Origin of the sequence: Halomonas sp. R57-5 (assembly GCF_900070345.1) — a bacterium.
Taxonomy (GTDB): Bacteria; Pseudomonadota; Gammaproteobacteria; order Pseudomonadales; family Halomonadaceae; genus Vreelandella; species Vreelandella ventosae_B.
Window position 1 is genome coordinate 1,723,561 of the sequence record NZ_LN813019.1, and the last position, 17,674, is coordinate 1,741,234.

Annotated in this window: 18 protein-coding genes and 1 pseudogene; 11 read left to right on the top strand and 8 right to left on the bottom strand. The window is 56.2% G+C overall.

What is annotated here, in order from left to right; all coding sequences use genetic code 11:
* Nucleotides 1-23: 23 nt before the first annotated feature.
* From HALO_RS07820 to HALO_RS07830, 3 genes are read right to left on the bottom strand one after another with little or no spacing between them, the layout of a single operon-like run.
* On the bottom strand, nucleotides 24-1,331 hold the full coding sequence (locus tag HALO_RS07820; protein ID WP_050713285.1) for an NAD(P)/FAD-dependent oxidoreductase: 1,308 nt from the start codon (nucleotides 1,329-1,331) through the stop codon (nucleotides 24-26).
* Nucleotide 1,332: 1 nt separating this feature from the next.
* The gene (locus tag HALO_RS07825; RefSeq protein WP_035584416.1) at nucleotides 1,333-2,031 is read right to left on the bottom strand and encodes an HAD-IA family hydrolase; all 699 of its coding nucleotides are present in this window, start codon (nucleotides 2,029-2,031) and stop codon (nucleotides 1,333-1,335) included.
* A gap of 38 nt (nucleotides 2,032-2,069) precedes the next feature.
* Nucleotides 2,070-3,179, bottom strand: a complete 1,110-nt coding sequence (locus HALO_RS07830; RefSeq protein ID WP_035584413.1) for an ABC transporter ATP-binding protein — start codon at nucleotides 3,177-3,179, stop codon at nucleotides 2,070-2,072.
* Nucleotides 3,180-3,289: 110 nt separating this feature from the next.
* Between HALO_RS07830 and HALO_RS07835 the strand changes: the two genes are divergently transcribed.
* Nucleotides 3,290-4,249 (top strand): LysR family transcriptional regulator, encoded by a 960-nt coding sequence (locus tag HALO_RS07835; protein WP_035584410.1) that lies wholly within the window; start codon nucleotides 3,290-3,292, stop codon nucleotides 4,247-4,249.
* A gap of 182 nt (nucleotides 4,250-4,431) precedes the next feature.
* Entirely contained in the window at nucleotides 4,432-5,709 is a 1,278-nt protein-coding gene (locus tag HALO_RS07840; protein ID WP_081899166.1) for a DUF3541 domain-containing protein, read from the top strand.
* On the opposite strand, the pseudogene HALO_RS23715 reads toward HALO_RS07840, so the two are convergent.
* Together HALO_RS23715 and HALO_RS07850 are read right to left on the bottom strand one after the other, a co-directional pair.
* A pseudogene (locus tag HALO_RS23715) lies at nucleotides 5,641-6,413 on the bottom strand (SDR family oxidoreductase). The gene HALO_RS07840 and the pseudogene HALO_RS23715 sit on opposite strands and share 69 nt — an antisense overlap.
* The gene (locus HALO_RS07850) at nucleotides 6,413-6,739 is read right to left on the bottom strand and encodes a nuclear transport factor 2 family protein (RefSeq protein ID WP_035584407.1); all 327 of its coding nucleotides are present in this window, start codon (nucleotides 6,737-6,739) and stop codon (nucleotides 6,413-6,415) included. The pseudogene HALO_RS23715 and the gene HALO_RS07850 overlap by 1 nt, the downstream one beginning before the upstream one ends.
* Before the next feature lie 90 nt (nucleotides 6,740-6,829).
* On the opposite strand from HALO_RS07850, the gene HALO_RS07855 reads away from it, so the two are divergent.
* The 4 genes from HALO_RS07855 to HALO_RS07870 all read left to right on the top strand — a co-directional run bounded on the left by HALO_RS07855 (nucleotide 6,830) and on the right by HALO_RS07870 (nucleotide 11,501).
* Nucleotides 6,830-7,204, top strand: a complete 375-nt coding sequence (locus HALO_RS07855) for a winged helix-turn-helix transcriptional regulator (RefSeq protein WP_035584404.1) — start codon at nucleotides 6,830-6,832, stop codon at nucleotides 7,202-7,204.
* Entirely contained in the window at nucleotides 7,188-7,646 is a 459-nt protein-coding gene (locus tag HALO_RS07860) for a GNAT family N-acetyltransferase (RefSeq protein ID WP_231896827.1), read from the top strand. Before HALO_RS07855 ends, HALO_RS07860 begins: the two co-directional genes overlap by 17 nt.
* 235 nt (nucleotides 7,647-7,881) lie before the next feature.
* Complete coding sequence (locus HALO_RS07865) at nucleotides 7,882-9,558, top strand: methyl-accepting chemotaxis protein (protein ID WP_050713286.1); 1,677 nt, start codon at nucleotides 7,882-7,884, stop codon at nucleotides 9,556-9,558.
* 323 nt (nucleotides 9,559-9,881) lie between these two features.
* Nucleotides 9,882-11,501 carry an ABC-F family ATP-binding cassette domain-containing protein gene (locus HALO_RS07870; protein WP_035584398.1) on the top strand — a complete coding sequence of 540 codons (1,620 nt, stop codon included), beginning with the start codon at nucleotides 9,882-9,884 and terminating at the stop codon, nucleotides 11,499-11,501.
* Here the strand turns inward: HALO_RS07870 and HALO_RS07875 are convergent.
* Nucleotides 11,489-11,878: an ester cyclase gene (locus HALO_RS07875; RefSeq protein WP_035584395.1), complete on the bottom strand. Its 390-nt coding sequence runs from the start codon at nucleotides 11,876-11,878 to the stop codon at nucleotides 11,489-11,491. The two genes, HALO_RS07870 and HALO_RS07875, sit on opposite strands and share 13 nt — an antisense overlap.
* A gap of 99 nt (nucleotides 11,879-11,977) precedes the next feature.
* Here HALO_RS07875 and HALO_RS07880 point away from each other — a divergent pair, with 99 nt between their 5' ends.
* From HALO_RS07880 to HALO_RS07890, 3 genes are read left to right on the top strand one after another with little or no spacing between them, the layout of a single operon-like run.
* Entirely contained in the window at nucleotides 11,978-12,313 is a 336-nt protein-coding gene (locus HALO_RS07880; RefSeq protein ID WP_035584392.1) for a zinc ribbon domain-containing protein YjdM, read from the top strand.
* A 17-nt stretch (nucleotides 12,314-12,330) separates the two neighbouring features.
* The gene (locus tag HALO_RS07885) at nucleotides 12,331-13,566 is read left to right on the top strand and encodes an MFS transporter (RefSeq protein WP_035584389.1); all 1,236 of its coding nucleotides are present in this window, start codon (nucleotides 12,331-12,333) and stop codon (nucleotides 13,564-13,566) included.
* Nucleotides 13,547-14,257: a haloacid dehalogenase type II gene (locus HALO_RS07890; protein WP_035584386.1), complete on the top strand. Its 711-nt coding sequence runs from the start codon at nucleotides 13,547-13,549 to the stop codon at nucleotides 14,255-14,257. Before HALO_RS07885 ends, HALO_RS07890 begins: the two co-directional genes overlap by 20 nt.
* On the opposite strand, the gene HALO_RS07895 is transcribed toward HALO_RS07890, so the two are convergent.
* Both HALO_RS07895 and HALO_RS07900 read right to left on the bottom strand, forming a co-directional pair.
* Nucleotides 14,254-14,571 carry a hypothetical protein gene (locus HALO_RS07895; RefSeq protein WP_050713287.1) on the bottom strand — a complete coding sequence of 106 codons (318 nt, stop codon included), beginning with the start codon at nucleotides 14,569-14,571 and terminating at the stop codon, nucleotides 14,254-14,256. The two genes, HALO_RS07890 and HALO_RS07895, sit on opposite strands and share 4 nt — an antisense overlap.
* 199 nt (nucleotides 14,572-14,770) lie before the next feature.
* The gene (locus HALO_RS07900; RefSeq protein ID WP_035584383.1) at nucleotides 14,771-15,664 is read right to left on the bottom strand and encodes a LysR family transcriptional regulator; all 894 of its coding nucleotides are present in this window, start codon (nucleotides 15,662-15,664) and stop codon (nucleotides 14,771-14,773) included.
* A 148-nt stretch (nucleotides 15,665-15,812) separates the two neighbouring features.
* On the opposite strand from HALO_RS07900, the gene HALO_RS07905 reads away from it, so the two are divergent.
* Entirely contained in the window at nucleotides 15,813-17,042 is a 1,230-nt protein-coding gene (locus tag HALO_RS07905; RefSeq protein ID WP_035584381.1) for a YbfB/YjiJ family MFS transporter, read from the top strand.
* Nucleotides 17,042-17,644 carry a glutathione S-transferase family protein gene (locus HALO_RS07910; protein WP_035584378.1) on the top strand — a complete coding sequence of 201 codons (603 nt, stop codon included), beginning with the start codon at nucleotides 17,042-17,044 and terminating at the stop codon, nucleotides 17,642-17,644. The genes HALO_RS07905 and HALO_RS07910 overlap by 1 nt, the downstream gene beginning before the upstream one ends.
* The last annotated feature ends 30 nt before the right edge of the window (nucleotides 17,645-17,674 follow it).

The following is a 17,674-nucleotide window of genomic DNA, read 5'->3' on the forward strand; positions in this document are numbered from 1 at the left end:
GAGTAAATGCTTCCGGCGCCGAGTCAGCGCCCGATTGCATCAAGGAACTGGTAATAACCGGCTACCAGTCGAATACCGACTTCACGTAAGGGGTAAAACGGAACGGCCTTGAGCCGCTCCGTAGCCAGCAGCGCCAGATCAGGGCTTTCACCCATGGCGTAGTCTGCCGCAAACCGCCCGAGCAACGTCGACATGGCCACTCCCGCGCCGTTATAACCGGCGGCGTAGCACACGCGGTCGTCGAATCTGCCCACATGGGGGAGGGCATCGAGCGTCATGCCCACATGCCCCGACCAGCGATAGGCAATGCCGATATCCACGAGCGCTGGAAAGAGTGACACCATGGCGCTCTGCAGGGAATCGAACGCCGCCTGAGAGTCACGCTTCCCAAMCGCCCCGCGTCCTCCGAATACGATCCGTCCATCGACCTTGCGAAACCAGCGCATCATCCGGCGAGTTTCGCCATAGCTTCTATCCTTGACCAACAGGTAGTTCTGCAGCGCCTCCGGGAGAGGGTTAGTGGCGATAATCGAACTTCTAAACGGCACCAAGCGCGTCTTGATCGCGGCACTGACGGGCGTAATATCCGAATAGGCATTAGTGGCCAGGATCACCTGTCGCGCCTTGATCTCACCGCCTGGCGTCGTGATATGAACACCATTATCCAGGCGGCGAATGCTAGKGGCCGGGGTGCGCTCGAAGACGATCTCGCCATGGCGCTGGTTGAGCCCTGCCGCCAAACCCCGCACATAGTCGAGCGGGTGCAAGGTACCCACGCCAAGCCCTAAAACCCCGCCTTTAAATGCCTGCGACCCAGTCTCTTCGGCTACCTCGCCAGCGGAGAGACAGCGCATCGAGTCATCGCCCATTTCTCGCCGCATCCAGTGGGCTTCCTCGGTAATGGCATCCAGGGCCTTAGCCGTATGGGCGCAGCGCAGGTTGCCGCAGCGGGTGAAGCGGGCACTCTCAAGACCATAGTCCTGAATCAAGGCTTCTACCTCATCCACTGAATCATGGCAGAGCCGATGCATGGCGGTGGCAACCGGCATGCCGTGGGCTTGTGCAATGCTGGGAAACGATAGCCGGAACTTAGCCGATACCACGCCGCCATTGCGTCCGCTTGCTCCCCAGCCGATAGGGTTGGCATCCACCACGATGGCGTGAACGCCACGTTCTGCCAAGCGGTGGGCCGCAGTTAATCCCGTGTAGCCACCCCCTATGATGGCAACATCAACGGTCTTATCGCTGGAAAGCGATGCGAAATCCGAGACGGTGCTCGTCGTGTCACGCCAAAGCGAAGCAATGGGGGATCCAGGCTGCGGCCCACTCATATCACACCTTCTCTACGGCGTCGGCCAACGCCTTAAGGGTGGGGAAATGAAAGTCCGGCGTCGTGAGCTGTTTGGGTTCTGGCGTGCCGCCGAATCCCGCTTGTCCTTGACGTCGCTCTATCCAGCAGGTGGTGTAACCCAACTCCTTGGCAATGCCGATGTCGTGGTGCTGACTCTGGGCAACGTGCAATATTTCCGAGAACTTGTAGCCGTGGGCTGCCTGACGACCACGGTTGTAAGCAAAAAATTGAGGATTGGGCTTGGCCACGCCAGCTTCGTCGCAGGTCACGCTATCGTCGAAGGGGTCATCGAGGATATGKGAGTAGCAGGAAAAKGCCGCACGGTCGGCATTGGTCATGGCAACCAGACGATAGTGTTTGCGCAGCCGCTTCAGCGCCGCCACCGAATCCTCAAACGCGGGCCAACGAAGCACCGCTAACTGGAAAGCGTCGGCCGAAACCGTGTCAGCAGGCAGCGTTAACTCCTCAGCCAATGAGCGGTAGACATCCGCCATGGCACTGCTCGAACGCCCCGGGTAACGATCCCGACCGCGCTTGTAGGCCTCGAAAATGGTGTTGTCGTCCATATCCTGGGCCGCAGCCCCACCCAGTCGCCGGACCGCGTCCAGTACCCCTTTCTCAAAATCAATCAGCGTGCCCACGACATCAAATGTCAGAACTTTAAAGTTGGAAAGTTCCATGATCGGCTATGACTCCTGTTTTTTACTTCGCAGTTATGTCAGGCAACGTGTGTCGCCGGAGTGGGGCATCCCGCACGAGGCACGATGATGGTGTCCTCTGGATGCAGTACCACGCTCAAGCGCTCGCCGAGCGGTGGAATCTGTCGCCTTGCGGCGTGGTGGCTGGGTTGACGCAGACTGATAGAGGTACCGTCTTCCAGTTCAAGGAACAATCGCAGGCTATCGCCCTGGTACACGGTCTCAATGACCCGGCATGGCAGGCGATTGACGCCGGGTTCATGGCTACCATCGTCAATTAGCAGTTTTTCAGTTTGAATGGCCAGCAACAACTTCGCATGAGGAGCGATGGGCTTGGCTGAACGCAGCGTGTGAGTGCCGAGCCGCACACTATGCTCATCAATGCGGGTCACCGGTAGCAGGGTGGAATCGCCGATGAAGCTGGCTACAAAAGAGTCTTTCGGGTCGTTGTGCAGCGTTTCGGGAGCGCCGATCTGTACCAGTTCACCATCCTTTAGGATGGCCACCCGATCACTCATGGTCAGCGCCTCACGCTGGTCGTGGGTCACATAAACAACGGTGGCCCCCAGCTTGCGGTGTAAGCGGCGCAGCTCAATCTGCATCGTCTCGCGCAACTGTTTATCCAGCGCCGACAGGGGTTCGTCCATCAGAATTAGCCGTGGCTCGAACACAATCGCCCTGGCCAGAGCGACCCGTTGTCGTTGGCCMCCCGACAGTTGAGACACCCCACGGTCCTGATAGCCATCCAACTCAACCATGGCCAGGGCTTGTTTCACCCGCTCTGGCCATGTGGATTTAGGTAGGCGACGAGCGCGAAGGGGAAAGGCGACGTTTTCGCCAACACTCATGTGCGGAAAGAGCGCGTAACTCTGAAAGACGACGCCGATGTTGCGCTTGTGCGGCGGCATATAGGTCATGTCTTGATCGCCGACCCACACCGACCCTGAAGAAGGCATCACGAAGCCACCTAAGGCGCCGAGCAGGGTTGTTTTTCCAGAGCCCGAAGGGCCCAGTAATGACACGAATTCACCCGGCTCAATATTTAAAGTTATGTCCTTCAGGGCTACCGTACTGCCGTAACGCTTACTGATGGAGCGTATGGCAACACCCACACTGTCTCGCTCATCCATAGGGTTTATCACCTTTCATTGTTGTGATGCCTATCGGTTGCCATTGAGTACAGCAGATAAGGTGTTCGCGGACAATTGCGAAATTCTTGGTAGTGGCATAACCTGAAATTATGCCTACATTGCGCCGACAACTACCCAGTGCCAACGCTCTCTTCGTATTCGAGTCAGCGGCACGCTGCGGTAACTTCACCAAGGCCGCCGCTGAACTGGGGGTTACCCAACCAGCGGTCAGCCGTATGCTTGCGCTTCTGGAGGAGTATCTGGAGGTCAAGCTGTTCTTGCGGACGCCTGGCAAGACCGTGCTGACGGAGAGTGGTGAGATACTTTATCAAGGGGTGATCGACGGTTTTCATAATATCGAAGCGGCGATTCATGAAATCCGAACCCGCAACACCGGTCTTGAAACCGTCACGCTATCGGTCTCTACCGCCTTCACCACCCATTGGTTGATGCCGCGTATGCACAAGCTGCAGGCGCAGCTACCCAACATTGACCTGCGTTTTCAACTGATTTCAGGGTCGGTAAGCGGCTCCGTCGAGGATGTTGATCTGGGGATTCGCTTCGTCACGGGGGAGGACATCCTGCATGACGCCTCGTTGATACTGCCGGAAATACTGGTGCCCGTCTGCAGCCCGGCCTATCGAAAGCAGCAACTCGAATCGCCCGGCAACGATGTCTCCACCACCTTGATTAGCCTCAGCGACAGCCGCATAGACTGGTTTGAGCTTTTGCCCAATTTCCATCTGCAAGCTTATGGAACCACTCACTCGCTGGTATTTTCGGACTATGCCGTCGTGATCCAGGCGGCCCTGTTGGGCCAGGGTATCGCCATCGGCTGGCTGAACATCGTATCCCATTGGCTGGAAACGGGCTCGCTGGTGCCCGCCACCCCCACGGCGATTGCCACAGAACGGCTTTGCCATTTAGTTCACTCGCGCAAAAAACCGCTGAGTGACGCGGCCAAGCAAGTAAGAGAGTGGATAATCGCGGAGACGCAAAATGACGTTGCAAATGTGGCGAAGCAGTATCCAGAGTTGAAGCTTGAATCCTTTCTGGCTAAGGACTTCTGATTTTTCAGTCGATAAAAGCCGCCCACTAGCAACTCAATAGATAGTACGTGGGTGCTAAGCGCTGGTAAGTGGCCGCCACACATGCACAAACCCAATCGTTAGCGCCACGGATGCTTGTACATAATTGCTCATCGACTGTGCAATGATGGCCTAACGATAGTGAACACCACCAAGGATTCGGCATGGGAAAGCTCTTTTCACTGATGGTTGTGCTGGCGTTGGCCGGTTGCGCCATCATAGAGCCGCATGAGGAGCGCGACGTCCAGCGCGGCGTCGGACTGGCCATCCAGGAGGTCTACGAGCGGGCTCTGCCGACGCTGTCCGAGGATAAGCAGCGCCACTTTGCCCAGCGGCTCTACCGCCTGACTGGCGAGCAGCGCTGGTGGGCCCTCAATCATGCCTACGGCGAGCGTCTACTGACGCGGCTCGAGAAGGACATCGTCGGCCTGGCCGAGCCCGGGTACGCGGCTGCCCGCAGCCGGGCGATTGTTGACGACTACTCCCAGCGCACGGCCAAGCAGCGCGCCCGGCGCGCCATGCTGGGTGAGTGGGGGGAAATCGCCTTTGCCCGGGGGCTGCTGTTCCGGCTGGTCCAGGCCGAGTACCACGGCATGCTACCGGCCATTGAGGGCCACGAGCGGGCGCTGGACTACCTGGCTGAGGTCGACTGGGCAGCCTTCCTGACCGACCCCGCGGTGATGGGGATCTATGCTGCTCAGGTGGCCAACCAAGCGTACTTCCTGCATCAACTCGGCGTGATGGACCTGCGCCGGGAGGTGGAAGCAGCCTTCCGACGTCACTACCCGCCTGATCGAGTCGCCGAGCTCGACGACGCCGAGTACCGTAACTGGCTCTATGGCCTGACCCACTTCGTCATCGCTGACAGCCGATACTACCAGCGGAAGGTGGACCTGGAGGTGCACGCTTGGGTGCTGGAAGCGCTGGAGCGGGAGACGGCCGGCATCATGGCTCGGGCCACGGCCGACATCATGGCTCGGGCCACGGCCGACATCCAAGCCGAGGTGGCATTGGCCTTCCTGCTTGCCGACCGCGAGGATCACCCGCTAGTGGGCCGGGTGCGTGAGGCGTTGGTGGCGGCGGTGGACCCCGCCAGCGGCATCATCCCCTCGTCCACGGTGGAAAAGGGACTGGCGGGTGGTGAACACCGCAACGTTCTGGCGATCATGGTGTTGCGCTGGCCGGGCCGGCTGTATCCTGGTCCCGACCTTTCGGAAGGGCTTGGCGGGGGCTCAACTCAGGCGGCTTTCGTTTTCACTTCATCGAACCCAGTGGCAACGAGTTTGCTGTGTGGTCAGAAAGGCGGGCCTAAGGCCAGTCGAGAGCACCGATATCAGCGATATACGCTAGGCGATCTCAATTTCCTGCCACTCTCAAACAACAGGCACGGTGCCGCCATCAATCACATACTCTGTTCCCGTGATGGTGGCCGCCAGGGGTGATGCCAGAAACGCAATCAGGTTGGCCACTTCAGCAGGCTTCGAAGGGCGGCCAATCGGGATGCCACCCAGCGATTCCATGATGATCTGCTTGCCGCCTGCGTAATCGGTACCTGCGTCTTGGGCAATCCGCTCGGCCAGTGCAACGGCGGCTTCCGTCTCGATCCAGCCCGGCGACACCCGAACCACACGCACCCCTTTGGGTGACACTTCCTTGGACAAGCTCTTGCTATAGGTGGAGAGCGCCGCCTTGGCCGCCGCGTAAGCCGTGGTCGACTCGGGCAGGGGGAGCTCACGCTGAATGGACGTAACATGAATAATCACCCCATCGCCCTGGGCCAGCATGCTTGGCAACAGGGCGCGATCCAGCCGCACGGCGGGGAACAATTGATGTCGAACTCGCGTTGCCACTCCTCCTCCCCAAGGGCTGCGAACCCGCCGCCGGGGGCGGATGAACCACCCAGTACGTGAACGATAATATCCACGCCGCCCAAACGTTCGTTGACCGCATCGGCCACCGTGGCACAGCCTTCGGCCGTCGTCAGGTCAGCGGTTACAAATAGCTCATCGGGCAGGTCAGCGGGGCGAGTACGGGCGGCGGTCAGTACCTGCGCGCCTTCCTCGCGAAAGAGTGCCACCGCGGCAGCGCCAACCCCTTTGCTACCACCAGTGATCAATACGCGTCGCCCGTTCAAGTTCAGGATCATTAGTGAATCTCCAATGACTGAATTTGCGTATCGGCAAGCTGGAAAGCGTGGTCGAGTTGCACCGGGCTGCCAGTGAAGTTGCCAGTTACAGTGGCGGTAACCACCATCTTATTGCCTTGTTGGGAAACACTGACCGGCTCTACGCGATACTCAATCTTGCCACGGGTGGCGCGCACCCAAGCTTGAATAGCGGTGCGCCCGCGGTGCGTCTCTCCTTCATCCAGCACACAGGCATCTTGAGTGAAGCAATCCGCAATGAGGGAGGCATCCGCACCGTTGCTGATGCTGAAATAAGTGGTGATCGCGTCTGGCAGTGACAAGCTCATGATGGTCATCTCTCGCAAGGTAATGTGAGAGAATATTCTGCTCAGGCTGACGCGTTATCAAGAACGCACAAAAAGGTAAGTGGCTTACCCATGAGAAAGATTTATACGCCCACTACCGCCGCAAGCGATGTGGAAAATGTATTAAGAATGCTGGAAGGGCGCTGGAAGCTCATTATTCTCTTTCATCTCTTCGATGGAAAAGTGCAGCGCTACTCCGATTTCGGAAAACTCATCCCTGACATCTCCCAGAAAATGCTCGCCCAACAGCTGCGCCAACTGGAAGCGGATGGCATTGTGGCCCGAAAGGTCTATCCCCAGGTGCCGCCGAAAGTGGAATACCGCCTTACCGAATGGGGGCAAACGCTCTGCCCGGCGCTGGATGCCTTATTGAAATGGGCAGAGCAGAAGGATCACTTCAACAACCCTGACGAGAAGAACGAACAAAACGATGCCGCCACCCAATGAGAACCGCCTGATGCACTACCGCACCATGACCATCAACGACTATGAAGCTGCCATTGCCCTGTGGAGCGAAAGTGAAGGCGTGCGGCTGCGCGATGCCGATTCACGAGAAGGCATTGAGAAATACCTGCTGCGCAACCCCGGTCTGAGTTTTGTGGCAGAAGTCGAAGGAGAACTGGTGGGAACGATTATGGCGGGCCACGATGGCAAGCGCGGCTATGTTCAACACTTATCGGTATCGGATGCCCATCGCCGATTAGGCATCGCCACGCGGTTGGTAAGCCTCTGCCTGGAAGCGCTCAAGAGCGAAGGCATCCAAAAATCACACCTGATGATTCTTCCCGAGAACGTAGCCGCTCAGAAGTTCTGGGCCAATCAGGGCTGGGCCTACCGATCCGATATTTTGCTCTATTCGTTCGTGAATGGAGATAACCAGAACGTTTAGTAGCGCTCGTAGGTTATTGGTCTCGATTGACGTCTGTGAGCCTACACCGGGGCGGGTGGCATCTAATCACATAAGATATCGGCGATCTTTAAGATAAGCCCTCAATGTTTCTGAACGTGAGCCGATAATGCTAAATGGTGACTAGCAGGATACGTTCTGTCTGAACGCTTGCAGTTACCGAGCTGGCTTCCACCTGCCCAAAGAAGAGTGCTGCGGGCCTCTACGAGATCTTTCCATGCTACTTCTGAATCGAAGCGTCAAACTGCGGCTTGCCGTTAGTTTAGGCGCCTGCATCTTGATGCTGATCGTCGTCGGTACTATCGGTCTTTACAGTCTCAGCAAGACTAACGATGCCCTCAACAGAACTTACGAGGGCAACGTGCTCACACTGGGTAACCTTACTCAGATCAACCAAGCGTTGCTCGGCAACCGGGTGAAAGTGACGGCCGAACAGCGCGATCGGAATCCGGCATCTGCCATTACCACGAAGCAGGAGGTCGCTGAGAACGACGCTATTATCGATGCTGCCTGGAATGATTACTTTCCTGATCGTGTCTCCGATGATCAAGAACGTGCCATCGCTAATGAGTTTATTGCGTCGCTGACCAGTCTTCGCGCCGGTATTGACGACATTAACGCGGCAATGATCGGCAATGATTTCGATGCTGCAAGAGAGATTGCCACCACCACGCTACGCGCAGAATATCCAAAGGTGCTAACGGCGATCCAGGGGCTCATCGACCGTAACAGCACTCAAGCCGCTGCAAATAACCAACAGTCCTCAAGTGACTATGTTTGGACGCGCAATTTCGTTATTGGGGTGATGGCGGCGGCTGTCATCTTCGGAATTCTGCTCGCTATATGGTTGATCCGCGGCATCATGACGCCGCTGGGTAAGGCACAAGCACTCGCCAACGCCATGGCTGAAGGAAGGCTTGATAACGACATTGACGTTACATGCAAAGATGAGTTTGGTGTGATGCTTCGGGCGTTAAAGAGCATGGAAAGCAAGTTCTCGCAGGTTGTCATGYCCGTTCGTCATAACGCCGAGTCTGTGAATGTGGCCGCTGACGAAATCGTGCTAGGCACCGACGATCTTAGCCGCCGTACTCAGGAGCAGGCCTCAAACATCGAAGAGACCGCGGCCTCGATGGATGAAATTACCTCGACCGTGCGTCAGAACGCAGACAATGCTGCCGAAGCCGATAAACTCGTATATGACGTCAGCCAGCAAGCCAACGCCGGGGGGGAGATCGCCGAGCAAGCCGTCAAAGCGATGGAAGACATCAACATCTCAAGCCGTAAGATCTCTGGTATCGTCGGGTTGATCGATCAAATTGCCTTCCAGACCAATTTGCTGGCGCTGAATGCATCGGTGGAAGCCGCTCGCGCGGGCGAGCAAGGCCGTGGGTTTGCCGTGGTGGCCAATGAAGTACGCAACCTGGCCGGACGCAGTGCCGATGCCGCTAAAGACATCAAAAAGCTCGTGGAAGAAAGTATCAGCCAAGTTGACACCGGCTCAAAATTGGTCAACCGGGCGGGCAAATCGCTTGAAGATATCGTCAATGGCGTACAGCGCGTCACGGTGCTGATGGCTGAAATCGCAACCGCGAGCCGAGAACAGTCCCAAGGCATCGAGCAAGTCAACACGGCCGTCTCGCAGATGGACAGTGTCACCCAGCAGAATGCGAGCCTGGTAGAAGAATCCAGTGCGGCAGGTCGTTCTCTGCAAGGCCAAGCGGAGTCATTGTTGAAGGAGGTGTCGTTCTTTAGAGGAGCGACCGCTGACCTAAACCAGCGCGCTCTGCCTGCTACGATAAGGCAAAACGACAGCCAGCCACGGGCAGCTAAACGCTTGCCGACTCACGTTATTGGTAGCAAAAAAAAGACCGAAGAATGGGCATCTTTCTAAACGCCTGAAGCAACCATAAAGCGCCCAGCCAGGGCGCTTTTTTGTGAGCCGAAAGCCTCCACAAGAAAATTCTGGGCCACTCAGAGCTAGGCGTGCCGACCTGATATTCAGCTGTATTCGTTTATTAATGGAAATGATGCAAATATCTAAACTAGGACTGCCATGCCCTTGTCTACTTCTTATGCTATTTGTAATATGGTGAGCCTTTCCACGTTAAGCATAGGTAGTTGTCCAATGAGCCATTGATGCCCGCCGTTGCAATAACGGCCAGTCTCCATTAGCCCCTGACCCAGGGGGAGTACTTGGCATCTATGGAATCACCTATGACCACTACCCATCTCACCCTAACGGGTGTCTCCTACGTTTTGTCGGATGGCAGAACGCTTTTCACCGACCTTCATGAGCAGTTCGATGCACGCCCAACCGGGCTGGTTGGGCGTAATGGTGTGGGTAAAACAGTATTAGCCCAAATCCTCGCGGGCCTGTTGCAACCCACCGCCGGCGAATGTCAGCGCTCCAACAGCGTGCATTACCTTGCTCAACAAGTGGCCCAGCCGAAGGGTGCTTCTGTCGCCGATCTCGCAGGTATTCAACCAACGCTAGATGCGCTGGCACGCATTGAGGCTGGCAGCACTGCCATAGAGGATTTTGAGGCCGTGGGTGAGCGTTGGGATTTGCCCCAGCGATTTCGCCATGAACTTGAACGCGGCAGCTTGGGCTATCTTGTGGCCACAACACCAGCCAGCACATTGAGCGGTGGGGAAGCCATGCGGGTTGCCTTAATGGGCGCCATGCTCTCGAATGCTGATTTCCTGATTCTTGATGAGCCAAGCAACCATCTCGACCGACCAAACCGCCAGGCACTCATCGAACAACTGCAGCGCTGGCCGCGTGGGCTGATTGTGATCAGCCATGACCGGCAATTGCTGGAAACCATGGCGCGTATTGTAGAGCTGTCCCCCTCAGGGCTGCACAGTTATGGCGGCAACTACACCTTCTATGCAGAGGCAAAAGCACACGAGCAGCAAAATGCGATTGACCAACTCAATAAGCATAAGCTAGAGCGCCAACGCCAAGAAAGGGCGATGCGCAAGCAGCGTGAACGCCAGGAGAAACGGCAGTCCCGCGGAAATCGGCAAGGCAAGGAAGCCAACCAAGCCAAGATACTGCTGGATCGCCAGAAAGAACGCAGCGAAATCTCGTCAGGTGCACTGAGCCAACAGCAGGCGGCCAGCCGTGATCAACTTAACCAGCGCGTGCGGGAAGCGGCAAAACAGGTTGAAGACGAGGCGCACATCACCCTGCATGAGATACCCGTTAATCAGGTCGCCAAGCGCTGCTTGGCAGAATTAGAAAAGGTAGAACTACCGTTTGTCATGGGAGCCACTCGTCACATTAGCCTACTGCTGAGAGGGCAACAGCGCATAGGCGTTGTAGGCCCCAACGGCTGGGGGAAATCCACGCTGCTTCGCGTGCTAGCGGGCCAGATCGAACCATTATCCGGAACCTGCAAGGTGGCCCCAGAAAAGGCTTATCTCGACCAGCGGCTGGAGAGTCTTGAGCCGGACAAAACCGTGCTCGAACAGCTGCAACTGGCTAACCGCTCAACGACGGAAGGCGAGCTGCGCATGCTACTGGCCCAACTAGGCCTGGACGCGCAGAAGATCACCACGCCCAGCGGACTATTAAGCGGAGGTGAGCGTCTGAAAGGAGCACTGGCCTGCATCCTTTACGCCGACTCGCCACCGAAACTATTGCTGCTGGACGAGCCAAATAACCACCTCGACCTGCCATCGGCACAAGCGCTGGAAACGCTGTTGCGCAGTTATCAAGGCGCGTTAGTGGTGGTATCCCATGATGATGCGTTTCTGGAAAACCTCGCCCTGACAGACCGCCTGATTGCAACCGAACAAGGGTGGCATTTGGAGCCTCAATTCAGCTGAGCTTCTATTGCGCTCTTGTCGATCACCGACCAGACTTCCTGAATCTTATTATCATGGAAGAGGTAGAAGGCGTTCTCGCAAAACGTCACTTTTTTGCCGTCCACCGCAAGGCCGAGGAAGCTACCTTTGGGTGTGACATCGAATCGCAGCCTGCACGCGACATGGGGTGGATCAACGGTCAAAAGCTCAATGTTGAAGTGAAGATCTGGTATCTGCTCATAATCGGCTTCCAGCATGGCGCGATAACCATCAAGCCCTAGGCGCCTGCTGTTGTGGTGGACATTGTTATGCACGAACTGGTCAAGGTTCGTCCAATCCTGATTATTGAGGCAGGTGATGTAATCACGGTAGGTTGCTTCCAGGTCACGTTTGTTCATCTTGGTTCTCCTTTCCTGGTTAGGCGTGAAGGCATTCGCCAAGGGTATACAGGCTCAGTATCATAAGCAGCCTAAACCAAACCACAGAAGCCATCATTCATGTCGTGCCCACCTTGCCCCCATTGCCAATCCGAATTCGCCTATCAGGATCAAAGCCTGTTAATCTGCCCCGAGTGCGCCCACGAATGGAACCCTTCTGAGACTGAGGCGGAAGAAACCGTGACGGTAAAAGATGCCCACGGCACGCTGTTAGCGGAAGGCGATAAGGTAACGATGATCAAAGACCTCAAGGTCAAAGGCAGCTCACTGGTACTCAAGGTGGGCACCAAAGCCGTTATCAAGCGGCTCTTGGACAGCAAGGATCACCAACTGGACTGCAAGGTCGACGGCGTCGGCGACATGATGGTGACCGCCCACTTTGTGAAGAAGGCCTGACTAAAATCTGAACTTACATGACAACCGTGCCGCCGATGACTGCTAGCCGACATTACCGCTGGATCATTCTTCTGATAGCCACCCTGGCTCAAGCAGCGGCATGCTTTTTCGTTCAAGGCATTGGGGCCATCAGCGTTTATATACAGGCAGATATGGAGCTTTCTGCACTGCAGATTGGGGCGCTGGTCTCTGCTGCTCAACTGGTGCCTTTAGTCGGGCTGTTGGTTGCCGGGGAGTTGCTAGACAGATTCAGTGAGCGTTTGGTGGTGGGAGTGGGAACCCTCGTTGTGGGCATTGCGCTTAGCGCTGCCGTGCTGGCGGAGAGTTACTGGGCTATGCTGCTGTTTTTGGTCATCGTAGGGGCAGGCTACAGTACCGCCCAACCCGGCGGTAGCAAATCGGTAGCCGCTTGGTTTGACAAATCCCTGCGTGGCTTTGCCATGGGGATTCGTCAGGCAGGCTTGCCGCTGGGTGGGGCGCTGGCGGCTATCATACTGCCAACCGTCGCTATCACCTGGGGGTGGCGGGCCTCTTTTCTGGTGGGCGGGCTGATTGCGATCTTCGGGGCGCTGGTCTTTATGCTTTTTTATCGTGCCCCTGAGGGCGCGGTGCCGGTCGTAAGAGCCTCTGAAGGCAGCGTGACAAACGTCGTCTTGTCGCGACTGGCGATGATTCGCGAACCGGCCATGAAGCAGATTATGGCGTCCGGTATTAGTTTAATCTCGGTTCAATACGGTATTTTGATTTTTACCGTGCTCTATCTGCATAGCCGTTTGCAGATGGAGGTACTGCAGGCGGCGACGTTGCTATTCGTAGCCCAAGGGGCCGGGGTTGCCGGGCGTATTTTGCTGGCGGCCTGGAGCGACCGCTGTCGCTCGCGCTATTTTCCGGTAATGGTGTGCATGGTGGCGGTAATAGTAGGGCTGCTGGTATTGGTTTGGCTGCCGCTTCACTCAACGCTCATGCTGAGCGGTTTGATGGCCTGGTTGGGCTTTTTTGGTTTTGGTTGGTACGGCCCTTGGGTAGCTTATGTAGCGGAGTCTGCACCTGCTGATAAAACCGGCTTTGTTCTGGGATTGGCTATGGCGATTAACCAACTGGCGATTGTATCGATACCACCACTCCTTGGGTGGCTGTTAGATATAAGTGGCAGTTTTATGCTCGGCTGGAGTCTGCTGATCGCCATGACGTTATGGGGGCTATTAATGACCATCCCGCGGCAAGGAGAAAATAATGAAAGCGATCGTGTTTGACGTATTTGGCACTATTGTTGATTGGCGCTCCAGTTTGATTAAGCAATTCAATGAGCTAGAGAAAGAGCTGGGGGTTGAACTACCCAGTGAAGTATTGACGGATCAATGGCGTCATCAGTATGCCCCTTCGATGAATAGGGTACGGCAAGGCGAAATCCCATGGATGGGATTGGATGACCTGCACCGAGAAAGCCTAGTCAAACTACTCAATCAACATGGGATTGCGCTAGACGAGGCGATCATTGATCGCATTAACCTCTTCTGGCATCGCTTAGCGCCATGGTCGGATGTGCAACGCGGCCTTCAACAATTAAAAGAGCACTACATCATTGCAACCCTGACCAACGGCAACTTGTCGCTAATGGTGGACGTTGCCCGTTATGCCGAATTGCCATGGGATATGGTGTTTTGCGCAGAGTTATTCCAACACTACAAACCTGACGCTGAAGTCTATTTAGGGGCTTGCCGCCTGCTTCGCCTGCCGCCAGAAGAGGTGATGCTATGCGCGGCGCACAATTACGACCTGGGTGCTGCCCGTGCACTGGGAATGAAAACGGCGTTTATACCCCGGTGCACAGAATATGGGCCCCAACAGAGCAAAGATTTAGAAGCAGAAGAAGCATGGGATTATGTGGCTGAAGACCTCGTCGCGTTGAGCGAGCGGCTAATAAGAGATAGAAAGCGAGCTTAGTGCTGGGTCTCGGCCCGCAACCTTTCTACTTCTTCGACGCTCAGCTCTTCGATGTCGGCGATCATCTGGTCATCCATTTCGGTGCGAGCGATCAGCTTTCGGGCTGCATTATGCTTGCTTTCCAATGCGTGCTTCTCAGCTTCTTGACGTCCTTTCTCAATACCCAGTCTCTCAATCGTGTTGACGTAAGGCATGTGCTTCTCCTCCTGTATGGCGTAGACCGCCTGTGCAAATTCAGGATCTAAACTTCTAGGCAATTGGATCATCCAATCGATGATATTGAACAGCCGTAAAACCTGATCGCGGGTGGTCACCGCGGCGACTATCCTCCTGATCGCTCATGCATCCCCCTCGTATCAATACGCTATTCTACCGCTTCGCATAAAAATATATCTAAGAATAAGTAGCGGGTCTTCGGGAAGCAACTATTGGCTCATGAGAGAGAGGAGAGGCCCATATTAGGGCCCATTTTGTAAAAAAGCCTAAATACCCCCCGGAATTCTTAGATCCACCTCACGACGCAGTCAGCTGAGGCTCATCCACCACCACCGCGTCACGCAACGTTTCAGCGAAGCTTGCCAGGGCGGGTGTCCAGGACTCTGGTTCGGGGGCGACAAAATAGGTATCGACATTGGCGATGGACGTGGGCAGTTCCAGCGTGTGAATCCCAAACCGGTGCTGGTGGGCTTCAACCGTCCCACGGGGCAGAACCGTGTAACCCATCCCGGCAGCAACGCAGCCAAGCATCGCGTCCAGCGAACCGAACTCAAAAATTCGGCCKGCATTGACGCCGTAGGAAGCCAGCAACAGCTCGATACGCTGGCGGTAGCTGCACCCTTGGCGAAACGCCAAGAAGGCGGACGTCAGCAGCGCTTGTGAAGAGGGCATTTTCGTCATAGGCGTTGAGCCTACTAAAACAAGCTGCTCGCTAAACGCTTTGATCAAGTGGTAGCGGCCATGCTCAAGCCTCCCGGCCACGAAAACACAGTCCACCTGCCCGTTAAGCAACAACTCGACCAGCTCAGCCGTGGGCCCGGTCTTTATCTGGATATCAACGTCAGGCTGTGCCGCATGGTACGCCGCCAGTATCGGCGGAAGGCGCAACGCCGTTGTGGTCTCCATGGCGCCTATACGTAGCCGCCCACACGCCTTTTCCTGGCCTTTGAATAGCGATACCGCTTCATCGTGGGCGTTCAGTATGCGTTCGGCGTACTCCATCAGTGCCAAACCCGCACTCGTAGGGCGAACGCGTCCTGCGCGGTGAATCAGCTGTACGCCTAACTCGCCCTCAAGTTTCTTGATGTGGGCCGTCACATTGGATTGCACCGTGTGCAGCTGCTTAGCCGCCGTCACGAAGCTGCCTGTTTCGGCCACGGCCATGAATAGTCGCAGTGATTTCAATTGCACGTGCCGTCTCCCTGTCAGTCTATCTGTAAACAAGATAGTAGCTATCAAAACTAATCGTTTCTAGAAATAGCTCCTCGCGCGTAGTCTGGCTGTGCACTAACGCGCTGCCCACCTTGCCCGAAAGGCGGCACGAAAAGGACACCACATGATGCATCGAACACTCACTACCCACGATCTGCCCGCCCTGATGACAGGAATAATGGCGACCCTGGCGGGGATTGGCATTGCGCGCTTCGCCTATACGCCGCTATTGCCCGCAATTATTCAAGAGGGCTGGTTTTCCGCGAGCCAAGGCGCCTACCTGGGGGCCGCTAACCTGCTGGGGTATTTTATCGGTGCACTCGCAGCTCACTCGCTGAGTGAGCGCTTTTCTCCTCGGCTGGTAATCGGCGCAAGCTTCGCGGCTATCGCTCTCAGTTTTATGCTTTGCGCTGGGGCGGGCAGCTTCTCATGGTTCTTCTTATGTCGATTAGTCTCCGGTATTGCCGGGGCCGTCTTAATGGTGGTTGGCCCCTCGCTGGCGCTGGCGGCGACACCGCCTGAAAGGCGAGCCAGTGTGGGTGCCATGGTGTTTACCGGCATTGGTTTGGGCGCACTGCTTTCCGCCTCCATCGTACCCGTGCTTCTTGAGTTAAGCCTAACGGTCACCTGGGGCACGCTGGGGTTGCTTTGCATCGCGGCGGGCCTTTTAGGCGACTGGGGCATTGACCACTTACATGTAGCCCCACATTTGGCAACTAGCCCAACGGCCAATAGCCAGAAGGGAGTTGCGGGAGTCAAGCTAGTGGTGTTGCTGGTTATTGGCGCCTATGCCCTGGACGCGGTTGGGTTTGTGCCCCATACCGTGTTCTGGGTGGATTATCTCGCCAGGGAAAATGCGTTGGGCAGTCAAGCAGCTTCCCTGCAGTGGGGCATCTTCGGCTTGGGTGCAGTGTGTGGACCGTTAATGGTAGGCGCACTGGTGCAGCGTGTGGGTTGGCATCGCGGCTTGATGATCGCCTTTGCGGCAAAGGCCGCCGCTGTTTCGCTGCCGGTATTCTCGCTAGCACTGTTCAGCCAGTCGGTTTCCTCCTTCATGGTGGGGGCGATGATCCCCGGCATTGTTGCACTCACCTCTGGCCGCCTTGCTGAATTAGTAGGCCCGACCGCGCACAAGAGGCTTTGGGGGCAGGCAACCGCTGCTTTTGCTGCTGCCCAAGCGGTGGCAGGCTATTCCATGTCCGCGCTTTATGGTGCCTGGGGCACTTACACGCAGCTATTTGCCATCAGCGGCCTTATGTTGGTGGCAGGCTTTTTGTTGATACTGCTTAGCCGTGGTGTACAGCAACGCCACGCGCAGCTTTCTTCCCAGCACTCTTCAAACCAAGGGAGGCAATAATGGAACTCTACCTGAACGCGACATCACCCTATGCGCGCCTAGCGCGGATCGTGTTACTGGAAAAAGGCTTAGCGGAAAGCGTCACACTGAAGTGGTGCGACCCCTGGGCAGACGATGCCGATCTATTAAAAGCTAACCCCGCAGGGCGTATTCCGGCGTTGATAACGGAGAAGGGGATCACGTTAAGCGAGTCACTGCTGATTGCCGTTTACCTGGATAGCGTTAGCCCCAACAAGCCGATGATTGCCCAAGACAGCTTGGGTGAGGTGTTGCACCTGGCAGGGCTGGGACAAAACCTGATGGATGCCGCGTTCAATACCGTGATTGCCAGAAAGCATTACGGCAATGGGATTGATGATAGCGAGCTGGGGCAGAGGCGTTCGAGGGCCATTCAGCGGCTACTGAAACAGTTGGACGGTGAGCTTGGCGAAGAACAACAGAGCTCAACTATCAACCTGGGCCACATCGCTACCGCAGTGGCGCTGGATTATCTCGCCTTTAGGCTGCCAGAGGTGAACTGGAAAGAAGAGTATCCACAGTTACAGGAATGGCATGCTGGTGTTACAGCACGTGCAAGCTTTGAGCAGACTGCATTCAGTTAGTATCGCTGATTGGCACCAGTCATTATCTAA

Bases quoted from the DNA above. Each gene is read 5' to 3' on its own strand.
- HALO_RS07835 (WP_035584410.1), top strand. From the start codon at position 3,290: ATGCCTACATTGCGCCGACAACTACCCAGTGCCAACGCTCTCTTCGTA.
- HALO_RS07840 (WP_081899166.1), top strand. From the start codon at position 4,432: ATGGGAAAGCTCTTTTCACTGATGGTTGTGCTGGCGTTGGCCGGTTGC.
- HALO_RS07850 (WP_035584407.1), bottom strand. From the start codon at position 6,739: ATGAGCTTGTCACTGCCAGACGCGATCACCACTTATTTCAGCATCAGC.
- HALO_RS07855 (WP_035584404.1), top strand. From the start codon at position 6,830: ATGAGAAAGATTTATACGCCCACTACCGCCGCAAGCGATGTGGAAAAT.
- HALO_RS07860 (WP_231896827.1), top strand. From the start codon at position 7,188: ATGCCGCCACCCAATGAGAACCGCCTGATGCACTACCGCACCATGACC.
- HALO_RS07870 (WP_035584398.1), top strand. From the start codon at position 9,882: ATGACCACTACCCATCTCACCCTAACGGGTGTCTCCTACGTTTTGTCG.
- HALO_RS07875 (WP_035584395.1), bottom strand. From the start codon at position 11,878: ATGAACAAACGTGACCTGGAAGCAACCTACCGTGATTACATCACCTGC.
- HALO_RS07880 (WP_035584392.1), top strand. From the start codon at position 11,978: ATGTCGTGCCCACCTTGCCCCCATTGCCAATCCGAATTCGCCTATCAG.
- HALO_RS07885 (WP_035584389.1), top strand. From the start codon at position 12,331: ATGACAACCGTGCCGCCGATGACTGCTAGCCGACATTACCGCTGGATC.
- HALO_RS07890 (WP_035584386.1), top strand. From the start codon at position 13,547: ATGAAAGCGATCGTGTTTGACGTATTTGGCACTATTGTTGATTGGCGC.
- HALO_RS07905 (WP_035584381.1), top strand. From the start codon at position 15,813: ATGCATCGAACACTCACTACCCACGATCTGCCCGCCCTGATGACAGGA.
- HALO_RS07910 (WP_035584378.1), top strand. From the start codon at position 17,042: ATGGAACTCTACCTGAACGCGACATCACCCTATGCGCGCCTAGCGCGG.